Here is a 19313-nt window from a genome sequence, read left to right as displayed (position 1 = left end):
ACCGGGAGTACCCATGATCCGCCACCTGGTCCTCTTCAAGCTCAACGAGGGCGTCGAGCGCGACGATCCGCGGGCCGTCGCGGGCGCCGAGGCCTTCTCCGCCCTCCGCGGCCAGATCGAGGAGCTGCGCTTCTGGGAGTGCGGCTGGAACATCACCGACCGCCCCATCGCCTACGACTTCGCGATCAACTCGGCGGTCGAGGACCGGGACGCGCTCAAGCGGTACCTGGAGCACCCGGCCCACCAGGCCGCCGCGGCGCAGTGGCGGGAGTTCGGCACATGGGTGATCGCCGACTACGAGTTCTGAGCCATACGGCGGCATCCGGACCCTCAAGCCCCTCGCCTGCGACGGCGGGGGGCTTTACTGCGCCTTATGCCTCAACTTGCCAGTATTAATACCCAACACGACGTTACCAGGTGCTTGCACACAGTGCACATGTCTTGTGATGCTATGACCGCTTTTGACGGATGATTGACCGATGAAGAGGTGGCGTTGACCGTGTCGGCCAGTTCTGCGCCGCCCCAGGAAGAGGCGCCCGCCCCCACTCAGAATCCCGCCCAGCCCCCCGCCCAGACCGCAGCCCAGACCGCAGCCCAGGCCCTCACCGAGACCCCCGCCACCCCCGCCCAAGCCGCCGCCCCCGCCCCGGAGAAGCGACGGGGAGCCGACACCCGCGCGCTGACCCAGGTGCTCTTCGGACAGCTCAAGGAGCTCAAGCCGGGCACGCCGGAGCACAACCGCGTGCGCGCGGCGCTCATCGAGGCGAACCTCCCGCTCGTGCGCTACGCGGCCGCCCGCTTCCGCTCCCGCAACGAGCCGATGGAGGACGTCGTCCAGGTCGGCACCATCGGACTCATCAACGCCATCGACCGCTTCGACCCGGACCGGGGTGTGCAGTTCCCGACCTTCGCGATGCCGACCGTCGTCGGGGAGATCAAGCGCTACTTCCGGGACAACGTCCGCACCGTGCACGTACCGCGCCGGCTGCACGAGCTGTGGGTCCAGGTCAACAGCGCGACCGAGGACCTGACCACCGCCTTCGGCCGCTCCCCCTCGACCGCCGAGATCGCCGAACGGCTGCGGATCAGCGAGGAGGAGGTGCTCTCCTGCATCGAGGCCGGCCGGTCGTACCACGCGACCTCCCTGGAGGCCGCGCAGGAGGGCGACGGACTGCCGGGCCTCCTCGACCGCATCGGCTACGAGGACCCGGCCCTGGACGGCGTGGAACACCGCGACCTGGTCCGCCACCTGCTCGTCCAACTCCCCGAGCGGGAGCAGCGGATCCTCCTGCTGCGCTACTACAGCAACCTCACCCAGTCCCAGATCAGCGCGGAGCTCGGCGTCTCCCAGATGCACGTCTCCCGCCTCCTGGCCCGCAGCTTCCAGCGCCTGCGCTCGGCCAACCGCATCGAGGCCTAGGGGCTGCCCCGGGGGGCCCGTTACCGGTCCGAGACCCGCCCCGGGCGACTTGGTGAGACCGTAACCGCAAACAGGATCGAGCCATCACCGGCGCGAGCGAATCGCTCACCAGCGCACTTCCCGACAGTTGAGGGTCGAAAAAGCGTCAGACCCCCTTCTTCCAGGGCGGATTCGCCTCTCACATGTCGACATGTCACTACAGCGTGTTGCCGACATGTGACATTCTGCGGGAAGCGCGTTTGCCGGGGCCCCGGCTCCGGTATTCAGGTGAAGGCATCGTTCCTCGAAGGGAACGCCGCCGCGACCGTCCCGCGACCCAAAGGGGGTGGCATGTCCGCAGACCAGGGCAGCTCGAAGGTGCTCACGCCCACGAACAGCGAGGCAGCGCCCAAGGAGCTCGACGCCATCGACGTGCTCGACAGCATCGATGGCGCGATCGACGGCGCCCCAGCGCTGGAGGCCCCTCCGACCCCGGAAGTCCCGGTGGTCTCGGAGAACCTCGACACCCGCACCCTGTCCCGCTCCCTGTTCCTGCGGCTCGCCGCACTCGACGAGGACAGCCCCGAGCGTGCCTACGTCCGGGACACCCTGATCGAGCTCAACCTCCCCCTCGTGCGCTACGCGGCGGCCCGCTTCCGCAGCCGCAACGAGCCCATGGAGGACATCGTCCAGGTCGGCACCATCGGCCTGATCAAGGCGATCGACCGCTTCGACTGCGAACGGGGCGTGGAGTTCCCGACGTTCGCGATGCCGACCGTGGTCGGCGAGATCAAGCGGTTCTTCCGCGACACCTCCTGGTCGGTCCGCGTCCCGCGCCGCCTCCAGGAGCTGCGCCTGGCCCTCACCAAGGCCAGCGACGAGCTCTCCCAGAAGCTGGACCGCTCGCCGACGGTGACGGAGCTGGCGGCCGTCCTGGGCGTCTCCGAGGAGGACGTGGTCGACGGCCTCGCCGTGGGCAACGCGTACACCGCCTCCTCCCTCGACTCCCCGGCCCCCGAGGACGACGGCGGCGAGGGCTCCCTGGCCGACCGCCTCGGCTACGAGGACACGGCCCTGGAGGGCGTCGAGTACCGCGAGTCGCTCAAGCCGCTCCTCGCCAAGCTCCCGCCCCGCGAGCGCCGGATCATCATGCTGCGCTTCTTCGCGAACATGACCCAGTCCCAGATCGGCGAGGAGGTCGGCATCTCCCAGATGCACGTCTCCCGCCTGCTGACCCGCACCCTGGCCCAGCTCCGCGAGGGCCTGATCTCGGACTGAAGTCGCACCTACGGCTTCCTTACTGACGGAGCGTCAGCCACACTGGCGCGATGCCGCTCCGCAGGACGCAGATCCGTAGGACCCAGATCCGCCGGACACCGATCCACCGGACACCGATCCGCAGGACACCGGGTGGCCGCGGGGCCGACACCCCCGCGGCGCCGGCGGTCGGCCCGGCGCGTCCCCGCAGGGCGCCGGGCGGCCGGTGGGGCACCGTCACGGCGGCCTCGGCGGTCGCCGCCTGCCTGGCCTCGGCACTCACGGCGTGCGGAGGCGGCGGCAACGGCGGCTACACGGCGGTGGGCGCGGCAGGCGGCGCGGCGAGCACGTCGGCACGGCCGACGGGGTCGGTGACGCTGGTCCCGCTGGACGGGGCGAAGGGGGCGGGCGGACGGACGGCTCCGACGGACGGGCCGACACCGACCGCCACCACAGCCACCACAGCCATCTCGCCGTCCCTCACGACGAGTTCCCCCGGCTCCTCTTCCGGCCGCGACGGCGCCCAGCCCCCACGAAGCGATCCGGCGGTGCCCAACTCACCTCGGCCCGGCACCTCTTCGGCCTCCACCTCGCCCTCACCCGCCGCCCTCACCTGGAGCACCCCGACCCGCGAGGCCACGGACAAGCGGTGGTGCGAGAAGGTGACCGTCGTCTTCACCAACTCCGGCGGCACGGCGGTCCGTTCCGGCACCGTCACCCTCGGCACGCACATCATCGACCTGCTGGGCATCGACTGGGCGACGGTCACATCGACGGAGCCCGTGCCGGCCCCGGTCGCGCCCGACTCCCGTAAGGCCAAGACCTGGACGGTCTGCGTGGACGACTGGCGGGTGCCGCTCGGCATGCACGTCGAGACCCGGGTCGTGACGGTCGACTGGAGCTGAGCACGACGAAAGCCCGGGGCGCGCGACCCCGGGTCTCTTCGTCGTACGCCGGTGCGACCGCCGTACCGGCCGCCGCGGCGGCTGTCCTACATGAACGCGAGCCAGGCCACCGCCGCCACCACGACCACCACGGCGACGACGCCGAGGATCAGGCCGAGGCGGGGGCCGGAGGAGGAGTAGGTGGTCGCCGTCTGCTGAGGAGTCTGCGGGGCCTCGTCGACGAACGCGCGGAACATCTGGGTGCTGCCGGCGGGGTCGTAGTTGCCCTGGGGGCCCTGGGTGTTAGCCATGGCCCGAGACACTAGCGAATCCGGGGTTCCGGCCCAAGTGGGGGGCCTCCCGTACGTCCAGCCTGCCCCACCTGCGTGTTTACGTGCACAATACTTGCCTTTGCCAAGTTTTTATGCCCGCCCCGCCTGATTTATTTGCCTGTAGCAACCAAGCGGTTCTATGGTTGCCCCAAGCAACGAATACGGTCGTGAGGAGGTGTGCGGGATGGCGAAGCAGGCGCAGTTCGAGGAGCTGGCGCGTCAGCTCAGCGCGGTCGGAGCCGTGAAGCGGGATCTGGGCCGCATTCTGCCGCCGGAGTGCCCGACCGGCTCGGCGGCGGTACTGACGCTGCTCGGCCGCCACGGCTCCATGCGCATGAGCAAGCTCGCCGAGCTGCTCGCCGTGGACATGTCCGTGACCAGCCGGCACGTGGCGCACGTCGCCGAGCGCGGCTGGATCGAGCGGTCCCCCGACCCGGCGGACAAGCGCTCCCGCATCCTGCACCTCACCCCCGCGGGCGAGGCGACCCTCGTGGACCTGTCCCGGCGCAGCACCGCACTGCTCGCCGAGCGCCTCGGTGACTGGAGCGACGAGGAGGTCGACCAGCTGATCCAGCTGATGACCCGGCTCCGGGACAGCTTCGGGGACTGCCGGGCCACGGCCCCGCACCTGCGGCCCGCCGCCGTCACGGCGCCGGCCCCGGGCGCCGCGAAGCCCCCGGCCGAGGCCAGGGTCACGGTCACCTCCGCCGCCCGCGCCCCCACGCCCGTACTCGAACCGACGACCACCCGTACACCCGTATAAGACGTAAGAAAAGGAAGCTCATGGCAACGACCACACCGGCCGGTGTGCGGGCTCACGCCAAGCACGGGGGAGGCGGCGCCGGCAGCTCCGCCGAGCAGGCCCCGATGACCCACCGGCAGATCATGGAAGCCCTCACCGGGCTGCTGCTCGGCATGTTCGTGGCGATCCTGTCGTCGACGATCGTCACCAACGCCCTGCCGCACATCATCGGCGACCTCGGCGGCGGCCAGTCCGCCTACACCTGGGTCGTCACCGCCTCGCTGCTCGCCATGACGGCCACCACCCCGCTGTGGGGCAAGCTCTCCGACCTGTACAGCAAGAAGGCGCTCGTCCAGATAGCCCTGGTCATCTACGTCGCGGGCTCCATGGTCGCCGGTCTGTCGCAGAACCCCGGCATGCTGATCGCCTGCCGTGTCGTCCAGGGCATCGGCGTCGGCGGTCTGTCGGCGCTCGCCCAGATCGTCATGGCCGCGATGATCTCGCCGCGCGAGCGCGGCCGTTACTCCGGCTACCTGGGCGCGACCTTCGCCGTCGCCACCGTCGGCGGCCCGCTGCTCGGCGGTGTCATCACCGACACCTCGTGGCTGGGCTGGCGCTGGTGCTTCTACGTCGGCGTCCCCTTCGCCGTCATCGCGCTGATCGTGCTGCAGAAGACCCTGCACCTGCCCGTCGTGAAGCGGGACGTCAAGGTCGACTGGGCCGGCGCGTTCTTCGTCGCCGCCGCCGTCTCCCTGCTGCTGCTCTGGGTCACCTTCGCCGGTGACAAGTACGACTGGATCTCCTGGCAGACGTACGCGATGGTCGGCGGTTCGATCGTCCTCGGTCTGATCTTCATCCTGGTCGAGTCGAAGGCCAAGGAGCCGATCATCCCGCTGCGGCTGTTCCGCAACCGCACCATCACCCTGGCCTCGCTGGCCTCGCTGTTCGTCGGTGTCGCGATGTTCACCGGCACGGTGTTCTTCAGCCAGTACTTCCAGCTGGCCCGCGACAAGTCCCCGACGATGTCCGGTGTGCTGACGATCCCGATGATCGGCGGTCTGTTCATCTCCTCCACCGTCTCGGGGCAGTTCATCACCCGCACAGGACGCTGGAAGGCATGGCTGGTCAGCGGTGGCGTGCTGGTGACGGCGGGCCTGGGCCTGCTCGGGACCATCCGCTACGACACGGCGTACTGGAAGATGTCGATCTTCATGGCGCTGATGGGTCTCGGCATCGGCATGATGATGCAGAACCTGGTGCTCTGCACGCAGAACCAGGTCGCCCCGTCCGACCTCGGCTCGGCCAGCTCCACGGTCACCTTCTTCCGGTCCCTGGGCGGTGCGGTCGGCGTCTCGGCCCTGGGCGCGGTGATGGCCAACCGGATCACGCACTACATCACGGACGGCATCGCCTCCCTCTCCCCCAAGTACCAGGCCGCCCTGGCCGGTTCCAGCTCGTCCACGGACAGCATCCCGGACCTGAGCAAGTACCCGAAGCCGCTGCGCACCCTCGTGGAGAGCGCCTACGGCCACGCCATCGCCGACGTCTTCCTGATCGCCGGTGGCCTCGCGGCCCTCGCGTTCCTGATCAGCCTGTTCATCAAGGAGGTCCCGCTGCGGACCAAGGGCGGGCTGGCCCAGGCCGCCGAGGGCGAGAACGCGGGAAGCCCGGAGACCGTGCCCGCCGCCGCGCCGGTCGCGGCTCCCGTCGAGGAGCAGCAGGTCCCCAGCTGGGCCGCCCCGGTCGTGAGCGGCACCACGGAGGCCGCGGCCGCCGCCGAGGCCACCCGGCAGTTCGCCGCCGTGGCCACCATCGCCGGTCCCGAGCAGTCGGCGGGCTCCGGCTCCACCCCGGTGCACGGCTACGTGCGCGGTGCCGAGAGCGCGCCGGTCGCGCAGGCCGCGGTCACCCTGATCTCGCTGTCCGGCCGCCAGCTGGGCCGCTCGGTCGCGGGCTTCGACGGTTCCTACCGGCTGGACGCGCCCGGTGCGGGCTCGTACGTGCTGATCGCCTCCGCCGACGGCTACCAGCCGCAGGCCTCCACGGTCGTGGTGGGCGAGGAGCCGGTGCCCTACGACATCCTGCTGAGCGGTACCAGCGGCCTGAGCGGCGTCGTCCGCGGCGCCGGGAGCGCGCTCCCCGTCAAGGACGCGATGGTCATCGTCACCGACGTGCGCGGCGACCTGCTGGCCACCGCGGCCACCGGTGAGCAGGGCGACTTCCGCTTCGGCGAGCTGGTGCCGGGTGTCGTCACGGTCGCGGTGAACGCGGCCGGGTACCGGCCCCGCGCCCTGCCGGTCGAGATCGCCGGCACCGGGGTCACCCGGATCGAGGTCGACCTGGACGCCGGCGCCCGGCTCCAGGGTGTCGTACGGGCCCCGCACGGCCCGCTGGCCGACGCCCGCGTGACCCTCGTGGACGCGGCGGGCAACGTGGTCGGCACGTCCACCACCGGCCTGGACGGTGCGTACGCCTTCGCCGACCTGGACGGCGGTGACTACACCGTGATCGCGACGGGCTACCCGCCGGTCGCCACGGCCCTGAACGTCACCGGTGCCGGCGTCGACGGCCACGACATCGAACTCTCCCACCCTGGCGAGTAGTTCCCACTCCGGCCCGTGGCGGGCGCGCCCACAAGGAGGCGTCCGCCACGGGCCGGTTCCATAAGGCCAATTTGTAATCGTTTGACTGTCGGACTGTATGAACGTCCGAGTGTTCGCAGGGAGAGACGGGATGGGACTGACCGCGAGGATCCGCACCCGGGACGGATGGGCCGTGTCGCACGCGGTCGTCACGGTGACCGACATGACCGGCAGCCAGGTGCTGCGCGCCGAGGCCGACGACGAGGGCACGGTGCGCGACCCGAACCCGCTCGCGCCGGGGGCGTACACCGTCATCGTCACGGCGCTGGGCTACGCGCCCGCCGCCTCCAGCGCCATCGTCACCGCGAGCGGCCGCGCCGAGATCGGCGCGGTGACGCTGGCGCGGCAGGGCGGCACCGAGCTGCCCCCGCCGGGCCCGTGGACGGTGGACCCCGCGCACTCCACCGTGGGCGCGGTCGCCCAGCACCTGGGCATCTCCAGCGTCCGCGGCCGCTTCACGGACTTCAGCGCCGGGATCGAGATCGCCCCCGACGACGTCACCAAGTCCCGCGTCCAGGCGGTCATCCGGGCCGCCTCCATCGACACCGGCAACGGCATGCGCGACACCCACCTGCGCTCCGCCGACTTCCTGGACGTCGAACGCCACCCCGAGATCACCTACTTCTCGACGGGCCTGACGCCGGCCGGCTCGGACCGCTGGACGGTGCACGGCGAGCTCGCGCTGCACGGTGTCGTACGACCGGTCGACCTCGCCCTCGCCTACCTCGGCACCGGCGCCGACCCGTGGGGCGGCACGCGCGCCGCGTTCCGCGCGACGACCGAGCTCCACCGCGAGGACTTCGCCATGAACTACAACCAGGTGGTGCAGGCGGGCATCGCCGCCATCGGTACGACCCTCAAGATCGAGCTGGAGGTCCAGGCGGTCCAGGGCGAGTCGCTGCCGCAGGGGTGAACGTGAGCCCGGCAGGGACATGCTGAGCGGGCTCCGCGGCCCTAGGCTGGCGCCATGGCACCGAACATCGCGACGAACACCGCCGTCTCCCTCGACGAACTGCTGGACTTCGTACGACCCCGCCACCGCGCGATCCTGCTCACCCGACGCGCCGACGGCAGCCCGCAGGGGTCGCCGCTGACCTGCGGGGTCGACGACTCCGGGCGCATCGTCGTCTCCACGTACCCCGAACGGGCCAAGACGCGGAACGCGAAGCGGGACGAGCGGGTGAGCCTGCTCGTCCTGAGCGACGACTGGGACGGGCCGTGGGTGCAGGTGGACGGACGCGCCGAGGTGATCGACTCCCCCGAGTCGGTGGAGCCGCTGGTGGAGTACTACCGGAACATCGCCGGGGAGCATCCGGACTGGGACGAGTACCGGGCGGCGATGGTGAAGCAGGGGAAGTCGATCATCCGGGTGACGCCGGAGCGGTGGGGGCCGGTGGCCACGGGGGGTTTTCCGGCACGGTTGGCTTCGCCGGACGCGTAAGGGGGAGGGCCGGGCGCCTGCGAGCTCGGGGGTGCGTCGCCGTTCGCGGGTGCGGGTTCGCTGTGGCCGGTCGCGCCCACGCGGCGGAGCCGCATGTCGGACACAGCCCCGCGCCCCTAGGGGGGACTAGGCGCCCTTTGCCACCATCGCTTCGATTCCCGCGATCAGCAGGTCCAGCGCGAACGCGAAGTCCCTGTCCAGCATCTCGGCGACCGTGTCGCCGCCCCTTGCCGCCATGAGATCCCTGGACTCCTCGACGATCCGGGCTGTCGCCGGGGTCTCGGTCACCGCGGTCATCGCGGTGTCGAAGTACTCGTCCGGGGTCATGCCGGCCGCTGCCACGCGTTCGGCGAAGTGGCCCTCGATCGTGCCGTAGCCGTAGACGAACTGGAAGACGGCCGAGATCGCGCCGGTCACGCCGTGCGCGGGCAGACCGGCGCGGCGCACCACCTGCTGGACCACTCGGGAGAAGGCGAGCGAGTGGGGGCCGATGTTGAGGTAGCGGCCGGCCAGCGGGGAGAGCCAGGGGTGGCGCACCAGCAGGGCGCGGTACTCCGTGGCCAGCGCCCGCAGTTGCTCCCGCCAGTCGCCGGCGGCGGCGTCGGGCAGGCGCAGCTCGCCGAAGGCCGCGTCGAGGGCGAGTTCGAGCAGGTCGTCCTTGGTGTCGACGTACCAGTACACGGACATGGCGGTCACCTTGAGCTCGGCCGCCAGCCGCCGCATGGAGAACTTGTCGAGCCCGTCGGCATCGAGGAGCCGGACGGTGGCGGAGGTGATCCGGGCCCGGTCCAGACCGGACGGCTGACCGCTGCGACCGCCCTTGCCGCCCTCCTCCTCAAGCCACACACTGGCCCGCGCCATAGACACACCTTCCTCCACGCCCACTTCTGAAGATGCTAGAACTCCAACGCCCCTTCAGGGGCGCGGGGAACTGCGCGACCAGCCACAACGAGCCCGCACCCTGGACAGGTACCCCCACCCCCTCAGGCGACCTTCTTCTCCGCCTTCCTGAGAGGCCCCGCGGCCACGAACCCCCCGGCGACGACGGCAGCGGCCCCCACCCCGGCCTTCTCCCGGCACCCGTCGTACGTACGGCAAAGGGCGGTGACCGAGGAGGTCACCGCCCTTGCGCCGCTGTTCAGGAGTCCGTCAGCCGGTGCTCGCCTTCTGCGTGAGGTCGTAGAAGGTGGACGAACCCACCGTCACCTTCTTGAAGTTCTTCCCGACCCAGGAGGAGATCTGCGAGGACGTGCCGCTGCTGCTGCCGCCCATCATGCCGCCGCCGGTGCCGGAGGAGATGAAGTAGTGGATCTTGCCGTCCGCCACGTACTTCTTGAACTGGGCGAGCGTCGGGGACGGGTCGGTGCCGTTGAAGCCGCCGATCGCCATCACCGCGTCGCCGGTGGACAGCTGGTAGCTCGCCGCGTTCTGGGCGCCGATGGCCGCCGCGACCCAGGTGTACTGGGAGGAGTTCTTCTGCAGCAGCGCCTTGGCCTCGGAGCTGACGGTCGCGCCGTTCAGCAGACCGCCGGCGCCACCTCCGCCGCCCATGCCGCCGGCCTCGCCCGTCCGGCCGCCGCCGGGGAACCCGCCGGTGCCGTTCTGCGTGCTGCCGTTGCCGTTCTGCTGGTTCTGGCCGAAGCCGCCACCCGTGCCACCGCCGGGGAAGCCCCCGGTACCGCCGCCCGGGACGCCGCCGGTGCCGTTCTGGCCCTGCCCCTGACCCTGCGTGGTGCCGTTGCCGCCCTGCTGGTTCTGGCCGAAGCCGCCACCGCCGCCGAAGCCGCCGCGGCCGCCGCCCGGACCGCCGCCGAAGCCCATCATGCCGGCGCCGGCCGGACCGGCCGTCGGGATGGAGCCGGTGTGCGCGGAGTTCACCGTGGAGAGGGTGTACGCCGTCGGGCCCGCCAGCGCGGCCAATAGACCGACCGCGGCCGCGCCGAGGGCGAGCTGACGCGAGATCCGGCCCGCGAAGACCAGGCCGAGCGCGGCGGCCAGACCGCCGATCAGGACCAGGTACTTCAGCCAGGGCAGGTAGGAGGAGGTGCGGTCGAGGAGGACGTAGCCCCAGACCGCGGCCGAGACCACGGCGGCGGCGAGGGTGATCGACGCCCACAGCTCGGCGCGCTTCTCCCACAGCAGTCCCGCACCCATGCCGACGACCGCGGCGATGTAGGGGGCGAGGGCGACCGTGTAGTACTGGTGGAAGATGCCCGCCATGTAGCTGAACACGATCATGGTCATCAGCAGCGAGCCGCCCCAGACCAGGAACGAGGCCCGGGTCACCGATGTCCGCCTCAGCCTCTTGGTCGCCACCAGACCGGCGGCCAGGAGGATCAGCGCGGCCGGGATCAGCCAGGAGATCTGGCTGCCGATCTCGTCGTTGAACATCCGGTCCCAGCCGGTCGCGCCCCAGCGGCCGGAGCCGGTGCCGCCGCCACCGCCGCCGACGCTGCCGGTCTCGTCGCCGCTGATGCGGCCGAGACCGTTGTAGCCGAAGGTCAGGGACAGGAAGCTGTTGTCCTGCGAACCGCCGATGTAGGGGCGGGAGGAGGCCGGCCACAGCTCGACGATCGCCACCCACCAGCCGCCGGAGACCACCAGCGCGCCGGTGGCCAGGGCCAGCTGCCCGATCCGCTTCTTCCACGTGTGCGGGCCGACGGCCGCGTACACGAACGCCAGCGCCGGCAGGATCAGGAACGCCTGGAGCGTCTTGGCGAGGAAGGCGAAGCCGATCGCCACGCCCGCCCACACCAGCCACCTGGTACGGCCGTCCTCGACCGCGCGGACCACGAAGTAGCAGGCCAGCGCCATCAGCAGGGCCAGCATGGCGTCCGGGTTGTTGAACCGGAACATCAGCGCCGCGACGGGGGTGAGCGCGAGCACGGCGCCCGCGATCAGGCCGGCCGCGGGGCTGAACCGGCGGCGCACGGAGGCGTAGACGACCGCGACCGTGCCGACGCCCATGAGGACCTCGGGGCCGAGGATCGTCCAGGAGTTCAGGCCGAAGATCCGGGCCGCGATCTCCATCGGCCACATGAACGCCGAGGGCTTGTCGACGGTGATCGCGTTGCCCGCGTCCAGCGAGCCGAAGAACATCGCCTTCCAGCTCTTGGTGCCCGCCTGGACGGCGGCCGAGTAGAAGGAGTTGGAGTAGCCGTTGACGCTCAGGTTGTAGAAGTACAGCACCGCGGTGGCGAGCAGCAGGCCGAAGAAGGCCGGGCGTACCCAGCGGGGGTCCTCGGGGCGGCCGCGCCACAGTCTCCGTACGAAGGGCTGCTGGGGCTCACCCGCCCCGGGCGCCGGTGGCGGTGCGACGGCCTCGGCGTCCGGCGCGTGCTGCGGCCGCCGGGGAGCCGTGGGGGGCGCGGTCGGGGGCGGGCCCCACTGGGTCGTGTGGTCGGTGTCGGTACTCATCGGGGGTCCCCCGGCTCGGTGTCGTGGGGGCGCACCGGCTGCAACCGCATGGTGCTGTCCCTCCAGGTGCCGTCCGCGGCTTCACCGGCGCGGAACTGGGTGGTCGTGGTGCCGCTCTGGGCGTACGGCGGGTGCGCCGGGCGCTGCGGAAGCGGGCCGTGCGGCTGGTGCGGCTGGTATCCGCCGGTCGGGTACGTCGGGGACGACGGGTGGTGCTGGGCCACCACCGTCGACTCCGGCTCGCCGGTGCCGTCGCGGTCCGGGAAGACCCAGGCGCGGAAGAGCAGGAAGCGCAGCACGGTCGCCGCGAGGTTGGCGGCGATCAGCACCGCCAGCTCGGTGGAGTGCGAGGGGTCGCTGCTCGCCGCGTTCAGGGCGGCGAGGGAGCCACTGGTCAGCGCGAGGCCGATGCCGAAGACGACCAGGCCCTGCGCCTGGTGCCGGACCGCCCCGCCCCGGCCGCGCACCCCGAAGGTGAGGCGCCGGTTGGCGGCCGTGTTCGCCACCGCCGACACCAGCAGCGCGAGCGCGTTGGCGATCTGCGAGCCGGAGAACTCGCGGAAGAGGCTGTAGAGGACCAGGTAGAAAAGGGTCGACAGGCCGCCGACCACGCAGAATCCGACGAGCTGGCGGGCCAGGCCCTTCGGCACGTCCTGGATGTCGCGGTCGCGCGGGTCGTCGCCGAACGGGCGGGCGACCCGGTCCAGTGGCAGCGAACCGGTGGCCAGGGCCTTGCCGACCCGCCACACGCCCTTGAGGTCCTCGGTCGCCGTCTTCACGATGTGCACGGTCGAGTTCGGGTCGTCGACCCAGTCGACCGGCACCTCGTGGATGCGCAGGCCCGCACGCTCGGCGAGCACCAGCATCTCGGTGTCGAAGAACCAGCCGGTGTCCTCGACCATCGGCAGCAGCACCTGCGCGACATCGCGGCGGATCGCCTTGAAGCCGCACTGCGCGTCCGAGAAGCGGGCCTGCAGCGAGCCGCGCAGGATCAGGTTGTACGAGCGGCTGATGAACTCCCGCTTGGCGCCGCGCACCACGCGCGACGAGCGGGCCAGCCGGGAACCGATCGCCAGGTCGGAGTGGCCGGAGATGAGCGGCGCCACCAGCGGCAGCAGCGCGTTCAGATCGGTCGACAGGTCCACGTCCATGTACGCGAGGATCGGCGCGTCCGAAGCCGACCAGACGGTCCGCAGCGCACGGCCGCGGCCCTTCTGCTCCAGCCGGAACGACTTCACCTCGGCGATCTCCGCCTCGAGCCGCTTCGCCACCTGGGGAGTGGTGTCCGTGGACGCGTTGTCCGCGATGGTGATGCGGTATGCGTACGGAAACGTGCGCTTGAGGTGGTCATGCAGTCTGAGGACGCATGGGCCGAGGTCCTTCTCCTCGTTGTAAACGGGGATCACTACGTCCAGGACAGGCGTACCGGCGTTACCGGCCGGGAGGTGCTCCCGCGCCGGCAGGGTGCCGGGAGAAGAGTCGGTTCGCATGGCACCGACTCTCGTCAAGCGCCCTGTTGCACCCATGTGGTGGCACTGTGCTGTGCCTGTGAGTGCGATTGCCAGTTGGTTTCGGGGGCGGGCTGCGGGGCGGGCTGCGGGGCGGCCGGCGCAAGCGCGGGCAGATAGAGGGTGAACACCGTACGGCCGGGAACGCTGTCCACGGTGACGGCACCGCCGTGTGCGGTCGCGACGGCCTGCACGATGGCGAGCCCGAGACCGGTGGAACCCGTGGACCGCGACCGCGCGGAGTCGCCGCGCGCGAACCGCTCGAAGACGTGCGGCAGCAGATCCGGCGGGATGCCCTGCCCGTTGTCCTCGACGTCGACGCACATCCAGGGCCCGCGCCGCTGGATGCGGGCGGTGACCGTGGTGCCCGGCGGGGTGTGCTTGCGCGCGTTGCCGAGCAGGTTGATCAGCACCTGCTGGATGCGGGCCGCGTCGGCGGCGACCAGCGCCGGCTCGTCGGGCAGGTCGAGGCGCCAGTTGTGGTCCATGCCGGCGGCGCGCGTGTCGCTGATCGTGTCGACGACGAGCGGGATGAGATCGGTGTGCTCGAACTGCAGCGGGCGGCCCGCATCCAGCCGGGCCAGCAGCAGCAGGTCCTCCACGAGCAGGGTCATCCGTCCCGCCTCCGACTCGATACGGCCGAGGGCGTGCCGGGTGTCGGGCCCGACCTGCTCCCGCCCGCGCCGGGTCAGCTCGGCGTACCCGCGGATGGAGGCGAGCGGGGTCCTGAGCTCGTGACTGGCGTCGGCGACGAACTGCCGTACCCGCATCTCGCTCTGCTGGCGGGCGTGCAGGGCGCCGTGCACGTGGTTGAGCATCCGGTTGAGCGCCGAGCCGACCTGGCCGACCTCGGTGTGCGGATCACACTCGGTGTCCGGCACCCGCTCGCTGAGGTTCACCTCGCCGGTGTGGAGGGGGAGTTCGGAGACGCGGGTGGCGGTGGCGGCGACGCGGCGGAGGGGGCGGGTGGCCACGTTGACCATCACGGTGCCGGCCAGGGTGGCGGCGATGAGACCGGAGGCGGTGAGGCTGATCTCGACGATGATCAGGGTGTTGATGGTGCCGTCGACGTCGGCGGTCGGGATACCGACGTAGTAGCCGCTGGTGCCGTTGTCCGCGTACTTGACGAGGTACGTGCCCAGGCCCGGCATCTCCACGCTGTGGATCCCCTGGTCCTGGGAGACGGAGTTGAGCACCTTGAGCTGGGCGTCCGTGAGCGCCCTGGCACTCATCGAGAAGTCGTCGCTGGACTTCACGCCTCGCTTGGAGTCGGTGATGGTGCCGTTCTGGACCGTGGCCGCGATGGTGCCGTCCGGCTGGGGACCCGTCACGAACTTGGAGAGGTCGGTCGTGCCGTCGGCGCTCTGATCCTGGCTGGGCCCGGCGCTGCCGGTGGCCGAGCCGGTCCCGGTGCCGTTGTTCTTGAGCCGGTTGCCGAGGGGCCCGCCGAAGTCGCGAGGCGCCACGCGCGCCGCGACCTCGCCCAGTTTGCCTTCCAGCTGCCCGTAGAGGTGATCGCGCAGCACCAGGGTCGTGACGGTCCCGATCACCGCGCAGACGACCGCGATCAGCGTCACGGACACGACGACGAGCCGAGTCCGCAGGGTGCGCGGCTTACCCGCTCGTCGCTTCTGCGCACGCGGCCGTCGTCGCCCGCTCATGACGCGGCTGGCTTGATCAGGTAGCCGGCGCCGCGCCGGGTGTGGATCATCGGCTCCCGGCCGGCGTCGATCTTCCGGCGCAGGTACGAGATGTAGAGCTCGACCACGTTGGCCTGGCCGCCGAAGTCGTACGACCACACGCGGTCGAGTATCTGGGCCTTGCTCAGCACCCGCCGCGGGTTGCGCATCAGGAAGCGGAGCAGCTCGAACTCGGTGGCGGTGAGGTGGATCGACTCCCCGGCCCGCGAGACCTCGTGGCTGTCCTCGTCCAGGGTGAGGTCACCGACGACGAGCACGGAGTCGGACCGCCGGTCGGCGGCACCGGAGCGGCGGATCAGCCCGCGCAGCCGGGCCACGACCTCTTCGAGGCTGAAGGGTTTGGTGACGTAGTCGTCGCCGCCGGCGGTGAGACCCGCGATCCGGTCCTCGACCGCGTCCTTCGCGGTCAGGAACAGCACCGGCACGTCCGGCAGTTCGCGCCGCAGGCGCCCCAGCACGGTGAGGCCGTCCATGTCGGGCAGCATCATGTCCAGGACGACGGCGTCGGGGCGGAACTCCCGGGCGGTCTGGATGGCGCCCTGGCCGTCGCCCGCACTCCGGATCTGCCAGCCCTCGTAACGGAGGGCCATGGAAAGGAGTTCGGTGATCGACAACTCGTCGTCCACCACAAGCACTCGGACGGGGCTCCCGTCCGGCCTCAGCAGTTCGGTGCGCCCCTGGGGCGAGGTCGTGGTCATGGTGGACACCTTGTCGGGGTCCTCTGAGAACACGCTTTCACTAATCTGTGATTTCCCTAAGAAACACACAGGCGCCTCTCAGGCAACGCCTGGGAATCCCCTCACGTGTGCATGAACTCGTGACCGCGCTCGCGCCGAGCTGTGCGGATCATGTCCTTCCGGGGCGTGCCCCGGACCGTCGATGAAGTGCCGATGAACCGCTGATGAGAGCGTACCGACCCGGAACGGTTCCTGCGCGGCGAGGGCTCCGCCGGCTCCTCCCGGACTGCCGACGCTCAGAAGAGCCCGTCCTGGGGAGTCTCGAACCCCCGCACCGGAACCAGCAGTTGGCCATCGTCTCCGGCCCCGGCGGCGGTCAGTTCCCACCCGGGCAGCAAGCGCGTGTCCAGGACGACGACACCGCGCCGGGTGGCGAGGTGCAGGTCCGGCCCTGCCACCGCGACCAGCTCGCCGCTCACCACGCCGCCCGGCACCAGCTCGGCCACCTCTCCGACGGCGGCGGGCACCCCGTCCAGCCCGAACAGCCGTACGTGATCGACGACTTGGCAGGGCTCGGGGACGAGGGACTCGGGCCAGCCGCCCAGCGCGACGGAAAGCGCGTGCAGTTCCTCGACCTCGGCCGCCCGTTCGGCCGGGGTCACCGGCAGCCGGGCGCGTACGACGCGCTTGTCGCCGTACGGGATCCGGTCCGGCACCCGGAGCGCGGCCCGCAACAGTTCCTCGGCCCGCCGGGCGGCCATCAGGGGCCCGGCGCCCAGCCAGCTGAAGCACACCGCCCCCTGCTCCAGCAGCCGGGCCGACCCCCTCTCGACCGCCGTGATCCCGACCTTGACCATGCCGGGCCCGAACCACGCCAGATACACGTGGTACGGCCGGGGATCGTCGGCGACGGTGTCGGCGGCCACGGAGTGCGCCCGGTCCAGCCGCGCGCACTCCTCGCACCGGGCTCCGGTGCTCCTGCCGGACACGGATGTCCGGGTCGGGCAGGCATGCCCCCGCGCTCCCACGCACTCCCGCACACCCCCGTCCGCGACCCCGAAGGCCACGCGCCTCCCCCGGGCGAGCGGACTGCGCCGTCCGCCGGACCACCGCAGCACGGGTCCGTCGTCCGACCACCGCAGCCCCGAGCATTTCCACACCTGTGCCATCACTCGCGAGGGTAGAGGGCGGCACTGACAACGGCCCGGGGCAGCCGACAACGGCCGGGGGAAGTCGACAACGGCCGGGAGGATTCCCCGGTTCGGCCGGACGGGGGCCCTCAGGCCCTCCCGGTCAGCCGCCGGCCTCCGCGGTCGCCGGCTCCGCCTCGCCGACGCCGGACACCGGCTGGAGCGCCGACGCGGTACGCCGCCCCCGGCCCGCCAGCCGGCACGAGACGCATCCGGGGTGACCGTCGCGGGCGCCGGCGTCCCGCACCCGCAGGGGCCACTGCGCCCGCGGCCGCGGCCCCGGCGGCTTGCCCCACCCCGCGAGATGCAGATACCAGGTGACCAGGACACTCACGGCACACACCGCGAGCCCCGCGACCAGGGCGGCGGCCGAGACCGTACACACGCCCAGTCCCAGCAGACCGCTTCCGACGGTCGCGATCGCGGTACCGGTCCACCCTGCCACCGTGTGGCCTTCGTCGTGCTGACTCACGTACCCGCCTCCCCTTCATAGGCAGCGGAAACACACAGTCCGGCGCGAGGGCGACTAGAATCCCTCAGCGAGTGAGAAATTTACTCCCCATACCTCTCACGCGCTAAGGGAATCTCCAAGGAAACGGGACACGGTCATGCACGGCACGTCGCGACCGCCCGGGGACCCGGCCCGGGCACTGTCCGCCATGGACCACCTCATCGCGGCCCATGTGATCGGCCAGCAGGAACTGGCCCGGCGGCTCGGGGTGAACGTCACGGACCTCACCTGTTTCGCCTTCGTCCTGGAGGCGGGCGACGACCTGCTCACGGCGGGCGACCTCGCCGCGCGCGCCCATGTGACGACCGGCGCGGTGACGGGCATCCTCAACCGCCTGGAACGCGCGGGCTACGTCACCCGCCGCCCCGACCCCGACGACCGCCGCCGGGTCCGCGTCGCCGCGGTCCCGGAAGCCGTCACCCGAGTCGAGGCCGTCTACGCCGGCCACTACGCCCGCCTCACCGACCTGTTCGCCGACTACACCCCCGACGAACTCGCCGTCCTCACCGACTGGTTCACCCGCGCCACCACCCTCGCCCACGCATACCTGGAGAAACTCAACAGGAACGACTCGACGGAGCCCTGCTGAGCCCCGGAGACCCCGAACCGGCGACTGGGCGCACCCCACACCGGTCCGGAATTCCCCACCTCATCCCCGTCTTCCCACGCGTCTCGACCGGTCCGGATCTTTTGCGCGGCTCCGGCCATGGAGGGAAAATGGCTGGTGAAGGACCTGCTGGAGTGCCGCCGCGGCCACCCGGGGCCGGACCCCACGCAATTCAGAACGCTGACAAGTCTCCCCGAAAGGGGCGTACGAGAATGCGGAGAGCAGCCCTTCCGAGCGTCGGCCTCGTGGTCGCGGTCTTCTGCTGTACCGCGCTTCTCCCGTCACAGGAATCGCAGGCCGAGCGCTGTTATGCGGCACACCGCAGTCCGAACGTGATCGTGTGTTACCGGAATTCATGGAAGGCCGAGTACCGGCACGGCAACGTGGTCTACGTCCCCATCCTCATCCAGGTACCCACGCCCGCACATCCGTCCTCGGTGACGATCGTCGACAGCCTGGACGACATCCGCCCATCGGCAGGCTGACCCCGGACGTCGAGCGAACGGGGCACACCGCCAGGCCGTCCTGGCTCACGCGCCGGGCGGACGGAAGGCGACCTGGCGGCGGGCGGCCTCGTCGATCTCGTCGAGAGTGAGGAGGGGGGTGGCCCGGGTGTGGAGCGCGCCGCTGGCCTTGACGCTCAGGCTGACGGCGGCCATGGAGACCGCGTCGGGGAAGTCGAGGATGCACACGAAATCGTCCGCTCCGAAGGCGAAGTACATGGTCTCGACCGTCCCCCCGAGGCCGGCGACGACGCTTTCGACGGCCGCCCGGCGGCCACTCGCGCCCTCCTTGAGCAAGCCCCTCGTCCCTTCGGGCGTGTAGGTGGCCTGGATGAGGAACTTCGGCATAGGGGGCTCCCTGCCCGTGATGTGTCCGGTGTGCAGAGTGGCCTTCCCGCCGTCACGTCGTAGGCCGATCGACAAGCGACCGGATTCACCCGGAAGCCACACCGGCATGTACATACGAAGCCCGCCCCGACCCGGCGCCCCACAACGCAAAAGGC

At 71.1% G+C, this 19313-nt stretch carries 19 protein-coding genes; 10 read left to right on the top strand and 9 right to left on the bottom strand.

What is annotated here, in order from left to right; genetic code table 11:
- The first annotated feature begins 13 nt into the window (after positions 1-13).
- The 4 genes from ACFY0P_RS11205 (at position 14) to ACFY0P_RS11190 (ending at position 3561) form a co-directional block, all read left to right on the top strand.
- On the top strand, positions 14-307 hold the full coding sequence (locus ACFY0P_RS11205; protein ID WP_388909862.1) for a Dabb family protein: 294 nt from the start codon (positions 14-16) through the stop codon (positions 305-307).
- Positions 308-493: 186 nt separating this feature from the next.
- Positions 494-1420 (top strand): RNA polymerase sigma factor SigF, encoded by a 927-nt coding sequence (locus ACFY0P_RS11200; protein ID WP_388910115.1) that lies wholly within the window; start codon positions 494-496, stop codon positions 1418-1420.
- Between the two features lie 330 nt (positions 1421-1750).
- Entirely contained in the window at positions 1751-2677 is a 927-nt protein-coding gene (locus ACFY0P_RS11195; protein ID WP_388909859.1) for an RNA polymerase sigma factor SigF, read from the top strand.
- Between the two features lie 50 nt (positions 2678-2727).
- Positions 2728-3561, top strand: a complete 834-nt coding sequence (locus tag ACFY0P_RS11190) for a hypothetical protein (RefSeq protein WP_388909856.1) — start codon at positions 2728-2730, stop codon at positions 3559-3561.
- An 86-nt stretch (positions 3562-3647) separates the two neighbouring features.
- Here the strand turns inward: ACFY0P_RS11190 and ACFY0P_RS11185 are convergent, their stop codons facing one another.
- Complete coding sequence (locus ACFY0P_RS11185; protein ID WP_388909853.1) at positions 3648-3851, bottom strand: hypothetical protein; 204 nt, start codon at positions 3849-3851, stop codon at positions 3648-3650.
- A 205-nt stretch (positions 3852-4056) separates the two neighbouring features.
- Between ACFY0P_RS11185 and ACFY0P_RS11180 the strand changes: the two genes are divergently transcribed.
- From ACFY0P_RS11180 to ACFY0P_RS11165, 4 genes are all read left to right on the top strand, one after another.
- The gene (locus ACFY0P_RS11180; RefSeq protein WP_388909850.1) at positions 4057-4635 is read left to right on the top strand and encodes a MarR family winged helix-turn-helix transcriptional regulator; all 579 of its coding nucleotides are present in this window, start codon (positions 4057-4059) and stop codon (positions 4633-4635) included.
- A 20-nt stretch (positions 4636-4655) separates the two neighbouring features.
- Positions 4656-7217 carry an MFS transporter gene (locus ACFY0P_RS11175; protein WP_388909847.1) on the top strand — a complete coding sequence of 854 codons (2562 nt, stop codon included), beginning with the start codon at positions 4656-4658 and terminating at the stop codon, positions 7215-7217.
- A 130-nt stretch (positions 7218-7347) separates the two neighbouring features.
- The gene (locus ACFY0P_RS11170; protein ID WP_388909844.1) at positions 7348-8169 is read left to right on the top strand and encodes a YceI family protein; all 822 of its coding nucleotides are present in this window, start codon (positions 7348-7350) and stop codon (positions 8167-8169) included.
- Positions 8170-8223: 54 nt separating this feature from the next.
- The gene (locus ACFY0P_RS11165; protein ID WP_388909841.1) at positions 8224-8697 is read left to right on the top strand and encodes a PPOX class F420-dependent oxidoreductase; all 474 of its coding nucleotides are present in this window, start codon (positions 8224-8226) and stop codon (positions 8695-8697) included.
- Positions 8698-8823: 126 nt separating this feature from the next.
- Here the strand turns inward: ACFY0P_RS11165 and ACFY0P_RS11160 are convergent, their stop codons facing one another.
- From ACFY0P_RS11160 to ACFY0P_RS11130, 7 genes are all read right to left on the bottom strand, one after another.
- On the bottom strand, positions 8824-9558 hold the full coding sequence (locus ACFY0P_RS11160) for a TetR/AcrR family transcriptional regulator (RefSeq protein WP_388909837.1): 735 nt from the start codon (positions 9556-9558) through the stop codon (positions 8824-8826).
- A 288-nt stretch (positions 9559-9846) separates the two neighbouring features.
- Positions 9847-12114: a glycosyltransferase family 39 protein gene (locus tag ACFY0P_RS11155; protein WP_388909835.1), complete on the bottom strand. Its 2268-nt coding sequence runs from the start codon at positions 12112-12114 to the stop codon at positions 9847-9849.
- The gene (locus ACFY0P_RS11150) at positions 12111-13604 is read right to left on the bottom strand and encodes a glycosyltransferase (RefSeq protein WP_388909832.1); all 1494 of its coding nucleotides are present in this window, start codon (positions 13602-13604) and stop codon (positions 12111-12113) included. The genes ACFY0P_RS11155 and ACFY0P_RS11150 overlap by 4 nt, the downstream gene beginning before the upstream one ends.
- A gap of 14 nt (positions 13605-13618) precedes the next feature.
- The gene (locus tag ACFY0P_RS11145) at positions 13619-15283 is read right to left on the bottom strand and encodes an ATP-binding protein (protein ID WP_388909829.1); all 1665 of its coding nucleotides are present in this window, start codon (positions 15281-15283) and stop codon (positions 13619-13621) included.
- Complete coding sequence (locus ACFY0P_RS11140) at positions 15280-16020, bottom strand: response regulator transcription factor (RefSeq protein ID WP_150134013.1); 741 nt, start codon at positions 16018-16020, stop codon at positions 15280-15282. The genes ACFY0P_RS11145 and ACFY0P_RS11140 overlap by 4 nt, the downstream gene beginning before the upstream one ends.
- Positions 16021-16295: 275 nt before the next feature.
- Positions 16296-17168 carry a DUF2797 domain-containing protein gene (locus tag ACFY0P_RS11135; RefSeq protein ID WP_388909826.1) on the bottom strand — a complete coding sequence of 291 codons (873 nt, stop codon included), beginning with the start codon at positions 17166-17168 and terminating at the stop codon, positions 16296-16298.
- Positions 17169-17292: 124 nt separating this feature from the next.
- Entirely contained in the window at positions 17293-17661 is a 369-nt protein-coding gene (locus ACFY0P_RS11130; protein ID WP_388909823.1) for an HGxxPAAW family protein, read from the bottom strand.
- A gap of 136 nt (positions 17662-17797) precedes the next feature.
- On the opposite strand from ACFY0P_RS11130, the gene ACFY0P_RS11125 reads away from it, so the two are divergent.
- Together ACFY0P_RS11125 and ACFY0P_RS11120 are read left to right on the top strand one after the other, a co-directional pair.
- Positions 17798-18289, top strand: a complete 492-nt coding sequence (locus ACFY0P_RS11125; RefSeq protein ID WP_388909820.1) for a MarR family winged helix-turn-helix transcriptional regulator — start codon at positions 17798-17800, stop codon at positions 18287-18289.
- Positions 18290-18639: 350 nt separating this feature from the next.
- Positions 18640-18792: a hypothetical protein gene (locus ACFY0P_RS11120; RefSeq protein WP_388909817.1), complete on the top strand. Its 153-nt coding sequence runs from the start codon at positions 18640-18642 to the stop codon at positions 18790-18792.
- A gap of 45 nt (positions 18793-18837) precedes the next feature.
- Here the strand turns inward: ACFY0P_RS11120 and ACFY0P_RS11115 are convergent, their stop codons facing one another.
- Positions 18838-19158 carry a GYD domain-containing protein gene (locus ACFY0P_RS11115; protein WP_388909814.1) on the bottom strand — a complete coding sequence of 107 codons (321 nt, stop codon included), beginning with the start codon at positions 19156-19158 and terminating at the stop codon, positions 18838-18840.
- Between the last annotated feature and the right edge of the window lie 155 nt (positions 19159-19313).

This window comes from Streptomyces sp. NPDC001714 (assembly GCF_042892755.1).
Classification (GTDB): domain Bacteria; phylum Actinomycetota; class Actinomycetes; order Streptomycetales; family Streptomycetaceae; genus Streptomyces.
This window is presented reverse-complemented; position numbering and strand designations above follow the sequence as displayed.

Coding starts and splice junctions, on each gene's coding strand:
- ACFY0P_RS11160 (WP_388909837.1), bottom strand. CDS start 9,558: ATGGCGCGGGCCAGTGTGTGGCTTGAGGAGGAGGGCGGCAAGGGCGGT.
- ACFY0P_RS11140 (WP_150134013.1), bottom strand. CDS start 16,020: ATGACCACGACCTCGCCCCAGGGGCGCACCGAACTGCTGAGGCCGGAC.
- ACFY0P_RS11170 (WP_388909844.1), top strand. CDS start 7,348: ATGGGACTGACCGCGAGGATCCGCACCCGGGACGGATGGGCCGTGTCG.
- ACFY0P_RS11180 (WP_388909850.1), top strand. CDS start 4,057: ATGGCGAAGCAGGCGCAGTTCGAGGAGCTGGCGCGTCAGCTCAGCGCG.
- ACFY0P_RS11195 (WP_388909859.1), top strand. CDS start 1,751: ATGTCCGCAGACCAGGGCAGCTCGAAGGTGCTCACGCCCACGAACAGC.
- ACFY0P_RS11115 (WP_388909814.1), bottom strand. CDS start 19,158: ATGCCGAAGTTCCTCATCCAGGCCACCTACACGCCCGAAGGGACGAGG.
- ACFY0P_RS11155 (WP_388909835.1), bottom strand. CDS start 12,114: ATGAGTACCGACACCGACCACACGACCCAGTGGGGCCCGCCCCCGACC.
- ACFY0P_RS11135 (WP_388909826.1), bottom strand. CDS start 17,168: ATGGCACAGGTGTGGAAATGCTCGGGGCTGCGGTGGTCGGACGACGGA.
- ACFY0P_RS11185 (WP_388909853.1), bottom strand. CDS start 3,851: ATGGCTAACACCCAGGGCCCCCAGGGCAACTACGACCCCGCCGGCAGC.
- ACFY0P_RS11145 (WP_388909829.1), bottom strand. CDS start 15,283: ATGAGCGGGCGACGACGGCCGCGTGCGCAGAAGCGACGAGCGGGTAAG.
- ACFY0P_RS11150 (WP_388909832.1), bottom strand. CDS start 13,604: ATGCGAACCGACTCTTCTCCCGGCACCCTGCCGGCGCGGGAGCACCTC.
- ACFY0P_RS11205 (WP_388909862.1), top strand. CDS start 14: ATGATCCGCCACCTGGTCCTCTTCAAGCTCAACGAGGGCGTCGAGCGC.
- ACFY0P_RS11125 (WP_388909820.1), top strand. CDS start 17,798: ATGCACGGCACGTCGCGACCGCCCGGGGACCCGGCCCGGGCACTGTCC.
- ACFY0P_RS11165 (WP_388909841.1), top strand. CDS start 8,224: ATGGCACCGAACATCGCGACGAACACCGCCGTCTCCCTCGACGAACTG.
- ACFY0P_RS11190 (WP_388909856.1), top strand. CDS start 2,728: ATGCCGCTCCGCAGGACGCAGATCCGTAGGACCCAGATCCGCCGGACA.
- ACFY0P_RS11175 (WP_388909847.1), top strand. CDS start 4,656: ATGGCAACGACCACACCGGCCGGTGTGCGGGCTCACGCCAAGCACGGG.